Source organism: Bradyrhizobium sp. P5_C12, assembly GCF_054049735.1.
In genome coordinates, this window is sequence record NZ_JBFULU010000017.1 from 19159 (window position 1) to 32446 (window position 13288).

A 13288-nucleotide genomic window follows, 5' to 3' on the forward strand; every position below is an offset into this window, starting at 1 on the left:
TCATTTCATTCTTTCCTCGGATTAATCGGCGGCGACCAATGACCGTCCAGAAATTTTTGCTTGTCATTGACGAAATCAGCACGTGGTGCGGCAAGGCCGCGGCCTGGTTGATCATATTGCTGATGACTGTCGTCTGCATCGAAGTGTTCAAGCGCTACATCATGAACATGCCGACGGCGTGGATCTTTGACCTTGAGAACATGCTGTACGGAAGCGCGTTCATGCTGTGCGGCGCCTACACGCTGGCGCAGAACGCCCATGTCCGCGGCGACTTCCTCTACAGCTCGATGCGGCCGCGCATGCAGGCGTCGCTGGACATCGTGCTCTATGCGGTTTTCTTTATCCCGGGCATCGCCGCCCTCATCTACGCGGGCTTTGACTACGCTTCCGACTCGTGGCGGATCGCGGAGCATTCGAACGTGACGGCAGATGGGCCGCCGGTTTATCACTTCAAATCCGTGATCCCCATCGCCGGTGCGCTGGTGATGCTGCAAGGCGTCGCCGAGATCGTGCGTTGCGTCGTCTGCCTGCGGACCGGCGAATGGCCCAGCCGGCTGAGGGACGTCGCCGAGATCGACGTCATCGAGCAGCAGCTCGCCCACAGCGAATATGTCGACGAGGAATCGCGCAAGATCGCCATCGAGCGGGCGCATGAAATCGACGAGAGTGCGCGCCAGCGCGGTATGGGCGGGGACGTGAACACATGAGCGATCCGGCACTCGGGCTCCTGATGCTCACGCTCATCGTGGTTGTGATCATGATGGGCTTCCCGACAGCGTTCACGCTGATGGGCCTCGGCATATTTTTTGGCTACATCGCGTTCTACGACCCGACGCATTCGTGGGCCGACAACCGCGTGTTCGATTTGATGGTTGAGCGCACCTACGGCGCCATGACCAACGACGTCCTGATCTCCATCCCGCTGTTCGTGCTGATGGGCTACGTGATGGAGCGCGGCGCGCTGGTCGACAGGATGTTCTATTCGATCCAGCTCGCGTTCCGCCGCGTGCCGGCTTCGCTTGCGGTCGCGACCCTGATCGTCTGCACGTTTTGGGGGATCGCGAGCGGCCTTGTCGGCGCGGTGGTGGTGCTGATGGGCGTCATCGCATTCAATCCCATGCTCAAGGCGGGGTACGACGTGAAGCTCGCCGCCGGCGTCATCACGGCCGGCGGCACGCTCGGCATCCTGATTCCGCCGTCGGTCATGATCATCGTCTATGCCGCGGTCGCCGGTCAGTCGATCGTCAAGCTGTACGCGGCGGCGATGTTCCCGGGCTTCTTTCTGTCGTTCCTGTATCTCATTTACATAGTCGCCTGGGCGATGATCAGTCCGAAGATCGCCCCGCCATTGCCGGAGGACCAAACCAAGGTTCCGGTGCCGGCGTGGCTGTCGAAGTTCGAGGACACCTATCGCTCGCAAACGATCCTGGTCTCGCTGATCAAGGGGCTGATCTCGCCGACGCAGGCAAGGCGGATCGACGCGGAAGGCCGTCCCGTCAGCTACTGGATGCTGCTCTCAAACCTCGGTTACGCGCTGGTGCCGTTTACGATCGTCGCCGGCACGATGGCCACCATCTGGTGGTACGTGGTTATTCACCAGCAGGCTGCCGTCGAACTTCCGGTAACCGGCGTGCAGCAATTGGGCACGCCAGAGCTGGTTACGCACGAGGCCACGCCCGCTGAACTGGGGCCGGGGCTCCAATTCCACCTCTGGTTCTGGGGCATCGCGGCTGTTTGCGCGCTGTTGCAGGTTCGTTACTACTGGAGGTTCGACGCCGAGCGGCTCTCGGTTGTGAAACTGCTGACCTCGTCGACCATGCCGCTCGGCATTCTCACCGTCGTCGTGCTCGCCGTCATCCTGTTCGGAATCTGCACCGCGACCGAGTCCGCCGCCGTTGGCGCCTTTGGCGCATTCTTGCTGGCGCTGCAAGCCCGCACGCTCGACTGGAAGCGTACCAAGGAAGCGGTGTTCCTGACCGCGAAGACCACCGCGATGGTGTGCTGGCTGTTCGTCGGCTCGGCGCTGTTCTCGGCAGTGTTCGCAATTCTCGGCGGGCAGGCGCTGCTTGAGCGATGGGTCCTGTCGCTCAACATGACACCGGTGCAGTTCATGCTCCTGTCGCAGGCGATCATCTTCGTGCTCGGCTGGCCGCTCGAATGGACCGAGATCATCATCATCTTCGTGCCGATCTTCCTGCCGATGCTGAAGCACTTCAACATCGACCCGATCCTGTGGGGGACGCTGGTGTTCGTAAACCTGCAGGCGGCGTTCCTGTCACCGCCGGTCGCGATGTCGGCGTTCTACCTCAAGGGCGTCGCACCGAAGCATGTCACGCTCAACCAGATCTTCGCCGGCATGATGCCCTACATGATGATCGTCATCCTGTGCATGGTCATCATGTACCTCTGGCCCGGCATGACGCTGTGGCTGCCGAACTATCTGTACGGGGGTTGAGGCGTAGCGGGGAGCTCCGGGCGCTAGTCACACAGGAATGGTGCCCAGGGAGGGAATCATACGTAACCACCGACAGGACGAACCGCTCTTTGTCCTTAGTATGGTGGCCTGAGCGCTTGGCGTAGTTGACGGAGGTCGGCTGCACCGCCATCGGAGGCGCCCAGTTTTCCTATTGGAGGGGCGCCTAACTTGCGAGGGCGAGCCGGGCTTTTGGCCGGCTATCACGTGAACGACTTTTAAGTTCCCCCTTGGGGAAGGCGCTCACTTCCGGATTGTGATTGACGAAAGAATATTTCGCGGCCGGGCGCGTGGGGTGACCGCTGCCCTCCAAAGGCACGTGTCAAGCCGGCCAGTGCGAAAGTGAGGAAGAAAGAGTATTGTACTGCAGTGGCTTGCGAGGGCTGCGCGTTGGGGATGCTCTGCTTTGGGCCTGCTGCCCCGCTCACCACACCGGAATGTAGAATCGGGCATACTTCTTGTTGATATAGTCCTTCACTTCCGCCGACCGGTAGATCGAAATAAACCGGGACGCGCCTGCTGCCGGCAAAGACGCAGCGCTTCATCGAATTTCCGCAGGAGCGCTTGGGAAAGGCCGGATGATTGGTGACGAACGATACCGCAATTCGATTGCGCATTTGGCCACCGTGTACCGCGATCGAATGCGAACGGCTCTGATATTTTCACGCAGCAGCCCAAGCACGCATTGGGACAGCAATCTAGACCTCGGCGAGTTTGGCGCGCAAGGCTTCCTCAAACACGCCGACGATGGCCTTGATCAGGCGTCCCGTGATTCTGTCCCTCTGCCACAACGCGGTCGTCTCGACAGGTGACGGCTCCCAGCCAGGCAGGACGGGAACGAGCGCGCCGGTTGCCATGGCGTCCTTGATCAGGAACACGGGCAGATTTGCAATACCGAGACCAGCGCGAGCAGCATCGACAAGAATGGTCTGGCGGTTTGCAGCAAAGGCGATCTGGGGGCGTACGACAACCCGGGTCCCGTGAGCATCTTTTAAATCCCATTCGATCAGATCGCGGCGGATCGCGAGCGCCGGCAGCGCTTCCACGTCTTGTGGGTTGCTCAGGCCGGGATGGGCGGAGAGGAAGGCGGGACTGGCGACCAGCACGCGCGGCACATCGGCGATTTTTCTGAACATCAGTTCGGAGTCCGCAACCGGTCCCATGCGAACGACGAGATCGTATCCTTCTTCGATGAGCGAGACCCTGCGATCCGCTAGCGTCATCTCTATTGTGACGTCGGGATGTCTGGCCTTGAAGGCGAACAGAACGGGAGCAAGAACGGCGCTCGCCATGTCCGGGGGAAGCGACAAGCGAGCTAAGCCTGATAGTGCGACGCGGTTATCCTGAACCTCGGCAACGGCATGCTCGGCCAGCATGAAGGCGGTCCGGCCTCGCTCGAAGAGTTGCTGCCCCTGCTCTGTCAGCACCACGCCCTTCTTTGTCCGGCGCGCAAGCCGGACGTTCAGGGTCTCTTCCAGGACCGACAGCCGGCGCGACAGCGTGGCCTTCGGGATCCCCGTCGCGCGCTCGGCTGAGGCGAGCCCACCAGCCTGCACGATGCGGATAAACAACGCGAGGCCGTCAAAATCGCCGAAGGTCTTCATGTTTCATTTATGGAACATGATGGTAGCAAATATCAAGTCTCCTCAACGTTTCGTTCCAACCCTAGCTTCCAGAAGGAGCCGCGGAGCTCACAACGAGCACAGGAGATTAGCCATGACCACGACCTTCACCCCCGAGAATTCGGCGCTTCTGCTGATCGACCATCAGGTTGGCACGATGCAGCTCATCAAGAATATCGACGTCGCGCTGGCCAAGCGCATGTCGCTCGCACTGGCCAAGGCCGCCAAAATCCTCGGCATCCCGACGGTGCTGACCTCCAGCCAGGAGGACCGTGTGCAGGGACCGCTGTTGCCGGAGCTGAAAGACATTCTGCCAGACGCCTACGACAAGCGCGTCAAGCGCGCAGGCATCGTCAACGCCTGGACCGACGCCAACTTCAAGGCGGCTGTCGAGGCGACCGGCCGAAAGAACCTGATCATGGCCGGCGTGACGACCGACGTATGCCTCGTCTTCCCGGCGATCGACGCGGTGACCGAAGGCTACAACGTGCAGGCCGTCATGGACGCTTCAGGTTCGCCGTACGAGCTTTCCGAGGACATGTCCCGCCGCCGCATGCAGGACGCCGGCGTCATCCTGACGGCCACCAACACCATGCTCGCTGAACTCGCCCAGAATTGGGGCACGCCCAAGGGCCAACAGCTCATCCAGTTGCTGTTCACCGACGTTCTTCCGCCCATCCAGTCGTAACCGGCGAACGCGACGCGATCGACGCGGCGGACAAGACTGGAGCCGCCAATGCGGCGGATATCTTCCTCGAAACGCTGCGGCTCTTCGACAAATCCCTCCGGTTCATCGAGGTGCATTTGTCGAAGAGCGCGCCGCCTAAGCCCCACCATAGATCAAACAGATCAAGAAGGCTGGACGGAACATGACCCAAAAACACATACCGATCGTCAATGCGCTCGCCACGGGTGAGGCCAACAGCGTTTTCGGATTCAAGCGCTATTTCCGGATCACGCCCGAAGATACGGGCGGCGCGTTCTGCGTGTTCGAGGAGGAAATCGAAGAAGGGGACGGCCCTCCTTTGCACATCCATTATGACGCGCACGAGATGTTCACGGTGCTGTCCGGGTCAGTGAAGTTTCACTGTGACGGAACGGAAGCCATGGCCGGGCCGGGAACGACCGCGTTGATCCCGCCTGGCGCGCGCCACGCCTTCAAAGGCATCGGCCCCGGCACATCCCGCGTGCTCGTCATGCTGTCCCCGGGGTACGGCGAAGGCTTCTTCCGTGCGGTCGCGAAAGAGGGGCTTTCAACGCAGGACGGGACGGACAGGGTGAACGAGCTCGCAGCGAAATACGGCGTCGAATTCGTCGGCCCGCCCATCGACTGACCATCACCAGCGCATGTTGCACCACCAATTCTCTTTAGTTGCAGAGAACCTTGCAATGAACCACATCAGTCACCGCGTTCCCTTCGATGGCGGCTTCCTGCATGCGTTGTCGTCCGGCCAGGGCGACGAAACCATTGTGCTCCTGCACGGCTGGCCACAGACAAGCCGGCAGTGGGAGCGCGTCAGCGCCTTGCTCGACGGCGACTATCAGCTCATAGCACCTGATCTGCGCGGGTGCGGCGACAGTTCCAAGCCGTTGACAGGCTATGATGCGTCAACCCAGTCCGACGATATCCTGGCGCTGGTTCGGCATTTCGGTCTCGGGCGCGTCCATCTCGTCGCCCATGATGTCGGCGGCCCGGTGGCTTACGCCTTCGCTGCCAAGCACCGCGATCACTGCGCGTCCCTCACCCTGATCGAAGCGCCGCTGTGGGGCATCGTCAGCGATAACGTCCCCGACCTGGTGACACTGTTCTGGCATCTGAAATTCCATCAGGACGTGGATATGGCCGCCAAGATGATCGGGGCAGATATCCCAGCCTACCTGAATCATTTCTACCGGAGCTTCGCTTTCAATCCCCATGCGGTAGTGCCCGACGAGGCCGCGGACTACATCCGCGCCTATAGCGGGATCGGCGCCTTGCGCGCGAGCCTGATGCACTATCACGCGATCCCCGAGACCGGCGAGCAGCTAAAAGAATTCAGCGCGCGAAAGCTGACCATTCCTGTTGCATCCTATGGCTCTGCAATGGTCATGGCTGACTATTCGGGGAACGCCGCAAAGCTGATCGCCGAGAAGGTCGATACGGGGATCGTTGAGAATTGCGGGCACTGGATGCCAGACGAGAAACCCGAATTCGTCGCTGAGCTGATCCGCAAGACCGTTACAAAAGCTCAGCAGGGAGTTTCCTGACGTGTTGAGAATTCTGTGCGCACAGGCCAGCCGCGGCTTCGAGCAAGGGCCATTCAAGATCCGGCGCGTGCGGCCGGGCCGTGTCTTCGGATCGAACGCCGATCCCGCCTTCGGGCCGCTCGCCGTCCTCGATCACGCCAATCTCGGCGTCGGCACCGTGGTGCGATTCCACGAGCACGTCAACGACGAGATACTCAGCTACATGTGGCACGGCACCATGGTGCACGAGGACTCGTCTGGCAACCGCGTTGCGCTGTCTCCGCACAGACTGATGATGATGAATGCAGGCAAGAGCTTCTGGCATGAGGAATCCGCGCCTTCAGACCCCGTTGAAATGCTTCAGATCTTCATCCGCCCGCGCGAGGCGGATCTGCCCGGCGAAGTCCAGTTCCACGACCGCGACGACACCGTTGCCGACGGCAACTGGCATCTCATCGCCGCGCCGGAGACAAGCGACGCGCCGCTCACGATCCGCCAGCAGGTCATCGTCTATGACGCGCACCTGCCGGCCGGCCGCGAGATTGAAATCCCGCGTGCCGATGGCATGCAGCAACTGCTGTATGTCTTCGACGGCGAGATCAATGCCGGCGCCGCCCATCTTTTGAAGGGAGATGCGCTCGCCGACAACGAGACCGCGCTTCCGGCGATCAAGGCCATTCGTCCGTCCACACTCCTGGCCTTTCTGGTCGATCGCGATGCGCATGCCACGCGCGCGGGCACCATCAGCGGCGGATGAGCGACACATGTCGATGCCCCTGCCCCAGCCCCCCGCGGATGCTGCCGAGGTGCCGCTCCCGGAACGGGTGCCGCATCCGGGAGCCGAACGGACGATCTCGCCCGCCCTGTGGGGCGCGCTCGGACGCTTCGGCATTCCGGCGCTCGCGCTTGCGATCATCCTGGGCTTTGTCACCATCGCGATCACACGATGGGACCTGTGGACAGCCCAGGCCGCGGTTCAGGAGACAGACAACGCATATGTTCGAACAGAGATGACGCGCCTCGCAAGCAGAGTCGCCGGAACGGTGCGTGCAATCGGGGTCAAAGACTACCAGCGTGTCAAAGCCGGCGATCTGCTAGCAGAAATCGATCCCTCTGATTATACCGTCCAGGTTGCTCAGGCCGTGGCCACTGCTGCCTCAGCCAGAACTGCACATAGCAACCTCGATAACCAGATCGCGCTGCAGCGTGCCACGATCTCACAAGCCGAAGCACAACAGGCATCTGCATTGGCGCAAGAAATTCAGGCTCGCCAGGAACGCGAGCGACAGGAGAAGCTTGCACAATCGGGTTTCTCCACGCAGCAAAAAGTCGAACAAGTCGTTGCCTCCCACGTCAAGGCCCAGAGTGACCTGCGGGCGAGCGAAGCTGCCGTGGAAGCGCAGCGACGACAGCTCGACGTACTGATTGGCACAAAGGCGCAACGTGCTGCTGACTTGCAGACTTCCGAGGCCGCTCTCGCGGCAGCGCAACTGCACCTCGATTATACCCGGATCACTGCCCCATTCGACGGCGTCGTCGGCGAACGAGGGGTGCAACAGGGTGACTATGTCAATGTCGGCAGCAGCCTGATCACGATTACGGCGCTCCCCAAAATCTATGTGATCGCCAATTACAAGGAAACCCAGTTGACACGGGTGACCGAGGGACAGCCCGTCGATATCACGGTCGATACATTCCCCGGCGAAGTACTGCACGGCTATGTCGAGCGCCTCTCTCCGGCAAGCGGGTCGCAACTCGCGCTGCTGCCTGCCGACAATGCGACGGGCAACTTCACCAAGGTGGTGCAGCGGATTTCCGTGCGGATCGGCTTCGCACCGAACCAGAAGCTGCTTGAGCGCCTTCGCTCAGGTATGTCGGTCACGACACGCATCCATACTGAAGCCTCCCGCAATCAGAGCGCACAGCCGTGAACGGTTCCGTGGAGAAAGGCGACAGCGACCCGGCGGCCAAGCCCACCTCGCCGTACCAACCACTTTACGCGGTCGCAGCCGTTCTGCTGGGGCCGTTCATCGTCGGCTTTCACAGCCGCTTCTTCGCGATCGGGCTCGTCGACATCAAGGGGGCCTTCGGTCTGAGCTTCGACGAAGGTGCCTGGCTCAGTACCGCCGGAACCGCGTCACAGATCATGATCGCGCCAGCCGTTGCCTGGTTTGCCTCGACGATCGGCATCCGGCGCCTATTCCTAATTCCGACGCTGCTCTACACCGTCGTCTCGATCGTCATCCCCTTTGTGCGCGCAGTCGATCTGCTGCTCGCTCTGCACATCGTCCATGGGCTGTGTCTCGGCGTATTCGTGCCGGCCACCATGATGGTGATCCTGCGCAACCTGCCACCCCGATGGTGGCTGCCGGCCATGGCGCTCTATGCGTTTCGGCTGGCATTCACGGCGAATGCCGGCATCTCCCTGGTGGGGATGTATGTTCAGACCCTCGGATGGGAATGGGTCTATTGGGGCGATGCACTGCTCGCTCCGCTCATGACCTTGTTCGTCTATCTTGGCGCCCCGTCCGTGCCGATCAATTACGATCTGCTGCGCCGGGCTGACTGGGGCGGCATGCTGCTGTTCGGCGCGGGACTCACTTTGCTTTACACAGGGCTCGATCAGGGCAACCGGCTCGACTGGCTCTCCTCCGGTACGGTCCTGGCCCTTCTGTGCGGCGGCGCGGCGCTGATTGCGGCATTCCTGGTGAACGAGGCCATCGTGCCGGAGCCCTGGGCCAGAGCGAGCGTCATCCTCTCGCGCAACATCGGATTGATGCTGCTCGCCGCGCTCTGCTTCATCTTGACCAGCCTGTCCAACGTCGCGCTCATCCCCAATTTCCTCACGACGGTTCGGCTATTGAGACCCGAACAAATCGGTCCGCTGCTGCTGAATTACGTCGCGCTGCCGCTCCTGCTGCTGGTTCCGCTGGCCGTCGTCCTGCTGCGACGGATCGATGCCCGGCTCGTGCTGATCCTCGGTCTCTCGGCATTTGCAGCCGCCGGCTTGCTCGGCACACGACTGACCAGCGACTGGGATCCCGCGGCCTTCGTGCCCCTCGCGCTTCTTCAGTCGGTGGGGTACGGCCTGACATTCATTGCGATCATGATCTATGCCTTCGCCAATGCCGATCCAACTCGCGCGACGGCCTTCTCGGCCTATATCCAGGTCTTGCGCCTCGGCGGCGCGGAAATCGGCGTGGCCCTGATCACGACCTGGCTGCGTGTCCGCGAACAGACGTACTCTAACCTGCTCGGTCAACACGTCGCCGCCGGTGACGCCGGCGTCACACAAGCTCTCTCTCAGATCACCGCGCCTTTCATCAGCCATGGATCGGATATTGCGACAGCCCGGGGGCTCAGCACCATGGCTGCCCTGGTCCGGCGCGAAGCCAATGTTCTCGCCTACATCGACGGGTTCTGGCTGACGTTCTGGGCTGCGCTTCTGGGACTCGTGATGGTCGTACTGATGACGTCCCCGCCGGAAGGTCCCTTCACCCCAAAACGCAACATGCATCCCGTCCGCAACGCCCAGTGATCAAAGTGAGATCGCTCGGTCGAGCCAGCCAAACATTACAGGAGACCATCCATGATCGAGGCAGACGCAACGCTGGTGATCGCACGCATTGCGATCGGATCACTCTTCGTTGTCAGCGCGATGGACAAGTTCCGGCTCGATCCGATGGAGATGGAGCAGGTCGCATCTCTTCATTTGCCCGTGCCTGCGCTTCTCATGCGGCTGACCGGTGCGTTCGAGCTCGCCGGTGCACTCGCACTTGGTCTGGGGCTCTATGCCCGAATTGCGGCGATCGGATTGGCGCTGTTCCTGGCCTTTGTCTCGCTCGCCTTCCTGCAGTTTTGGTCCGTCAAAAACCCTGCACAGATCCGCGCGATGATGCGCAACGCCTTCATGGGCAATATCGCTGTGATCGGTGGCCTGCTCTATATCAGCGTGTGCGGAGCGGGCGCTCTTGCGATTTGCGACCTCAATCTAGGCCCGCAGTAGCCCCATACAGCTAAAGCGATCCCGGCACGTGAGTGCCAAAACAGAAACGATCCAAAGGAACGATCTGATGATATTTTCAATGCTTCGCAAGGCTGCTTCGATCGGCGGGATCGCGCTGCAACCATAGCGTTTTTATCTGTTTTAGCCACCCATGGGGGCTCCCCGGTGCTAGCCAAACGGCGGAACGATAAAGCCCATCGGGCGGGTCCCCGAAATTTCAATCGACTTCCCGTCAAACACACAATCCGGCAGAGAGAGGTTGCCGCTGGCCGAGCTCGAGCAAGCATGGGTTGGGATCGATGTCCGAGGCGATCTGGCTGAAGTCCTGACGGTCGCTCTCAAAACGAAAACCCAGCCACCAGGGGTGGGGTTTAGCAATTTGAGTTGGTTGCGGGGACATGCAACCATCTCAAATTGCTATTTCAGGCGGTCGCTTAGCGTTGCCCTCCGAAGGCAAAGGTCACACGTTCGAATCATGTCGGGTGCTCGCGCGTCCGGTGCCCCGTCCCAAGAGCAGCGTCGCGCTGCGCGACTCTATCGCCGCGCCGACGAAACACCTCGCCACAATGCAAAGCTGCGCGGCCAACTGAGACTCCTGTTCGGGCTCGTCAAGTTCAGCGCTGGAAGCCTCTTCAGGAAGCGGGCCAGGGCAGCTTTGCGTGAACCACGGTCTAACGCATAGGCGGTCTGCTTGGATTCGATGCCGTCAAGGAGCCCTTGAATGTAGCCCGAGATTGTGTTCGCAGCCACGATAAGCGCCGTGTCGAGCGTATGGATGTACTTGCTCGTTACCGAGCCGTTGGCATGGCCGACCAGTGCTGCGACGGTTGCCTCGGTAAAGCCGAGTTCGTTGGTGATGCTCGACGGCGAACGCGCGACGTAATGGACCCCTAGGCCAGCACTCACGTCATTGCACAAAATCGCAGTCTAGCGCACAAAAGCGTAGTTTGGTGCCCAGGGGCGGAATCGAACCACCGACACTGCGATTTTCAGTCGCATGCTCTACCAACTGAGCTACCTGGGCGTGCTCCAAAGAGGGGCCAAGGCCCATCGAGCGGGCGGTTTATAGTGGGCTCGGAGCGGCCTGTCCACCCACGCTTCGCCGATGGCCTCTCGGAGCTTGGCCCGGCTGTGCACAAGCTGGGATGAGATTGGGATGACGCCGGCGAGCGCTCCGCCCTCATCAGGCAACCATTTGAAACTACTTAGTTATTCGACGTCATCGACCTCGTCATCCTTGCCGGGGATGACGTAGGAGCCCTTCAGCCAGCGGTTCAGGTCGACGTCGCGGCAGCGCGACGAGCAGAACGGACGGGTGGCCTCGGACTGCGGCTTGCCGCAGATCGCGCAGGTCTTGAGGGGACTGGCGGGCTTTTTGACTTGGTGGTCCATGATCGGGGCGGCGTCTACGAGGTTGCGGGGGTCAAGAGCCTGTCGGCAAACGGGTTCCTCGGGCGGCGGCGCATGCGTCCTCCGCAAGGACCCGGTGGGCCATTCTACTGTGCATGGGGTTGTTTTCGATATTTTTGTCGCCGCTCTCACACGCCGACTGCGTTGAGCCAGCCGAAGCGGATCGGAAAACCCTCGCCGCCGAGCAGCGTGGTGGTCTCGTAGAGCGGCAGGCCGACGACGTTGGTGTAGGAGCCGACCATCTTCACCACGAAGGACCCGGCGATGCCCTGCACGGCGTAGCCGCCGGCTTTGCCGCGCCACTCGCCGGAGCCGATATAGGCCTGGATGTCGTCCTCCGAGAGGCGCTTGAAGCGCACGCGGGTCTCGACCAGGCGCTGGCGGAAGGCCTCGCGCGGCGTGACGAGACAGATCGCGGTGTAGACGCGGTGGTTGCGGCCGGACAGCAGCCGCAGGCACTGCGCGGCCTCGTCGACGAGGTTGGCCTTGGGCAGGATGCGGCGGCCGACCGCCACAACCGTGTCGGCGGAGAGGATGAAGGCGCCGCGCAACTCGTCGTCGAGCTGCACAGACTTCAGCGCCGCATCGGCCTTGGCCCGCGCGAGCCGGTTGGCGCAGGCGCGCGGCAGCTCGCCCCGCTTCGGCGTCTCGTCGACGTCGGCCGGCCGGAGCGCGTCCGGCTCGATGCCGGCCTGGTTGAGCAGCGACAGGCGCCGCGGCGAACCGGAGGCAAGAACGAATTTGGGGCGGCCGAGCATCAGGTGATTTGGGGGATGAAGCAGGGGGTGAATTGCGCGCGGAACCTATCGGAAGGGGGCTGATTTCACAACCCGGGAACCCGGACTTTACTGATTCGACGGGCCCAGCATGCGTGTGCCTGCGGTCTGTGACGCCGGTGTTACGGCCTCTACGCCTCTCCCCGCGTGCGGGGAGAGGCCGGATTGCATCGAAGATGCAATCCGGGTGAGGGGGAGCATCCGCGCGCTCAACTTTCACCGTCCTCGCGGAGACTCCCCCTCACCCCGCCCCTCTCCCCGCAAGCGGGGCGAGGGAGAGGAGGCGCTGCGTCCGGGGCGCGAGGGCTACCCGCTCGCCGCCCCCACCTTCGCAAACCGCCTGCGGATACGCATCAACAGCTGGTCGCAGACGTCGCGGTAGGCGGCGAGCTTCTGGTCGCGGCTGCCTTCGATGGTGGTCGGATCATGCGTCGGCCAGTATTCGACATCGGCGGCGAGCGTGCGGGTCAGCTCCAGCGCCTTGTGATGCGCCTCCGGCGACAGCGTGATGATGAGGTCGAAGTTCAGCCCCTCCCAATCCTCCAGCTCCTCGAAGGTCTGCGGCTTGTGGGTGGAGATGTCTTGCCCCAGCTCGTCCATCACCGCGACCGCGAAGGGATCGAGCTCGCCCTTCCTCGCGCCGGCCGACTTCACGTAGAGGCCTTGCGGAAACATGTGCCGCAGCAGGCTCTCGGCCATCGGCGAGCGCACGCTGTTCATCGCGCAGGCGAACAGCACCGATTGCGGATCGCGTGCGCGTGGCGGACCCGCCATC

At 61.9% G+C, this 13288-nt stretch carries 13 protein-coding genes, 1 tRNA gene and 1 pseudogene; 9 read left to right on the forward strand and 6 right to left on the reverse strand.

The genetic code is table 11. The features are described 5' to 3' along the window. Nucleotides 1–38 precede the first annotated feature (38 nt). A complete protein-coding gene (locus tag ACXJMY_RS17155) occupies nucleotides 39–707 on the forward strand; it encodes a TRAP transporter small permease subunit (RefSeq protein WP_456620516.1) in 669 nt (222 codons plus the stop codon). Next, nucleotides 704–2455 (forward strand): TRAP transporter large permease, encoded by a 1752-nt coding sequence (locus ACXJMY_RS17160; RefSeq protein WP_456620517.1) that lies wholly within the window; start codon nucleotides 704–706, stop codon nucleotides 2453–2455. The genes ACXJMY_RS17155 and ACXJMY_RS17160 overlap by 4 nt, the downstream gene beginning before the upstream one ends. Before the next feature lie 716 nt (nucleotides 2456–3171). Here ACXJMY_RS17160 and ACXJMY_RS17165 read toward each other — a convergent pair. Then, complete coding sequence (locus tag ACXJMY_RS17165; RefSeq protein ID WP_456620518.1) at nucleotides 3172–4077, reverse strand: LysR substrate-binding domain-containing protein; 906 nt, start codon at nucleotides 4075–4077, stop codon at nucleotides 3172–3174. A gap of 112 nt (nucleotides 4078–4189) precedes the next feature. Here ACXJMY_RS17165 and ACXJMY_RS17170 point away from each other — a divergent pair, with 112 nt between their 5' ends. The 7 genes from ACXJMY_RS17170 (at nucleotide 4190) to ACXJMY_RS17200 (ending at nucleotide 10327) form a co-directional block, all read left to right on the forward strand. Then, nucleotides 4190–4783 carry an isochorismatase family protein gene (locus tag ACXJMY_RS17170; RefSeq protein WP_456620519.1) on the forward strand — a complete coding sequence of 198 codons (594 nt, stop codon included), beginning with the start codon at nucleotides 4190–4192 and terminating at the stop codon, nucleotides 4781–4783. A gap of 181 nt (nucleotides 4784–4964) precedes the next feature. Continuing rightward, on the forward strand, nucleotides 4965–5429 hold the full coding sequence (locus ACXJMY_RS17175) for a cupin domain-containing protein (RefSeq protein WP_456620520.1): 465 nt from the start codon (nucleotides 4965–4967) through the stop codon (nucleotides 5427–5429). Between the two features lie 55 nt (nucleotides 5430–5484). Beyond that, complete coding sequence (locus ACXJMY_RS17180; RefSeq protein WP_456620521.1) at nucleotides 5485–6342, forward strand: alpha/beta fold hydrolase; 858 nt, start codon at nucleotides 5485–5487, stop codon at nucleotides 6340–6342. 1 nt (nucleotide 6343) lies between these two features. Then, nucleotides 6344–7078, forward strand: a complete 735-nt coding sequence (locus ACXJMY_RS17185; RefSeq protein ID WP_456620522.1) for a pirin family protein — start codon at nucleotides 6344–6346, stop codon at nucleotides 7076–7078. Nucleotides 7079–7085: 7 nt separating this feature from the next. Beyond that, on the forward strand, nucleotides 7086–8252 hold the full coding sequence (locus ACXJMY_RS17190) for an HlyD family secretion protein (protein ID WP_456620523.1): 1167 nt from the start codon (nucleotides 7086–7088) through the stop codon (nucleotides 8250–8252). After that, nucleotides 8249–9859 (forward strand): MFS transporter, encoded by a 1611-nt coding sequence (locus tag ACXJMY_RS17195; protein WP_456620524.1) that lies wholly within the window; start codon nucleotides 8249–8251, stop codon nucleotides 9857–9859. Before ACXJMY_RS17190 ends, ACXJMY_RS17195 begins: the two co-directional genes overlap by 4 nt. 51 nt (nucleotides 9860–9910) lie before the next feature. After that, on the forward strand, nucleotides 9911–10327 hold the full coding sequence (locus tag ACXJMY_RS17200) for a DoxX family protein (protein ID WP_456620525.1): 417 nt from the start codon (nucleotides 9911–9913) through the stop codon (nucleotides 10325–10327). Nucleotides 10328–10861: 534 nt separating this feature from the next. Here the strand turns inward: ACXJMY_RS17200 and ACXJMY_RS17205 are convergent. From ACXJMY_RS17205 to ACXJMY_RS17225, 5 genes and pseudogenes are all read right to left on the reverse strand, one after another. Then, a pseudogene (locus ACXJMY_RS17205) lies at nucleotides 10862–11197 on the reverse strand (hypothetical protein); the annotation flags it as partial. A 78-nt stretch (nucleotides 11198–11275) separates the two neighbouring features. Then, nucleotides 11276–11351 (reverse strand) — tRNA-Phe (locus ACXJMY_RS17210). A gap of 185 nt (nucleotides 11352–11536) precedes the next feature. Further along, on the reverse strand, nucleotides 11537–11719 hold the full coding sequence (yacG, locus tag ACXJMY_RS17215; RefSeq protein ID WP_456620526.1) for a DNA gyrase inhibitor YacG: 183 nt from the start codon (nucleotides 11717–11719) through the stop codon (nucleotides 11537–11539). A gap of 146 nt (nucleotides 11720–11865) precedes the next feature. Next, entirely contained in the window at nucleotides 11866–12495 is a 630-nt protein-coding gene (locus tag ACXJMY_RS17220) for a Maf-like protein (RefSeq protein ID WP_456620527.1), read from the reverse strand. A 324-nt stretch (nucleotides 12496–12819) separates the two neighbouring features. After that, entirely contained in the window at nucleotides 12820–13287 is a 468-nt protein-coding gene (locus tag ACXJMY_RS17225; protein ID WP_456620528.1) for an arsenate-mycothiol transferase ArsC, read from the reverse strand. Nucleotide 13288 lies beyond the last annotated feature (1 nt).

What these genes read in the sequence shown, in the direction of transcription:
- ACXJMY_RS17155 (WP_456620516.1), top strand. Translation starts at nt 39, where the DNA reads ATGACCGTCCAGAAATTTTTGCTTGTCATTGACGAAATCAGCACGTGG.
- ACXJMY_RS17160 (WP_456620517.1), top strand. Translation starts at nt 704, where the DNA reads ATGAGCGATCCGGCACTCGGGCTCCTGATGCTCACGCTCATCGTGGTT.
- ACXJMY_RS17165 (WP_456620518.1), bottom strand. Translation starts at nt 4,077, where the DNA reads ATGAAGACCTTCGGCGATTTTGACGGCCTCGCGTTGTTTATCCGCATC.
- ACXJMY_RS17170 (WP_456620519.1), top strand. Translation starts at nt 4,190, where the DNA reads ATGACCACGACCTTCACCCCCGAGAATTCGGCGCTTCTGCTGATCGAC.
- ACXJMY_RS17175 (WP_456620520.1), top strand. Translation starts at nt 4,965, where the DNA reads ATGACCCAAAAACACATACCGATCGTCAATGCGCTCGCCACGGGTGAG.
- ACXJMY_RS17180 (WP_456620521.1), top strand. Translation starts at nt 5,485, where the DNA reads ATGAACCACATCAGTCACCGCGTTCCCTTCGATGGCGGCTTCCTGCAT.
- ACXJMY_RS17190 (WP_456620523.1), top strand. Translation starts at nt 7,086, where the DNA reads ATGTCGATGCCCCTGCCCCAGCCCCCCGCGGATGCTGCCGAGGTGCCG.
- ACXJMY_RS17200 (WP_456620525.1), top strand. Translation starts at nt 9,911, where the DNA reads ATGATCGAGGCAGACGCAACGCTGGTGATCGCACGCATTGCGATCGGA.
- yacG (WP_456620526.1), bottom strand. Translation starts at nt 11,719, where the DNA reads ATGGACCACCAAGTCAAAAAGCCCGCCAGTCCCCTCAAGACCTGCGCG.
- ACXJMY_RS17220 (WP_456620527.1), bottom strand. Translation starts at nt 12,495, where the DNA reads ATGCTCGGCCGCCCCAAATTCGTTCTTGCCTCCGGTTCGCCGCGGCGC.
- ACXJMY_RS17225 (WP_456620528.1), bottom strand. Translation starts at nt 13,287, where the DNA reads ATGGCGGGTCCGCCACGCGCACGCGATCCGCAATCGGTGCTGTTCGCC.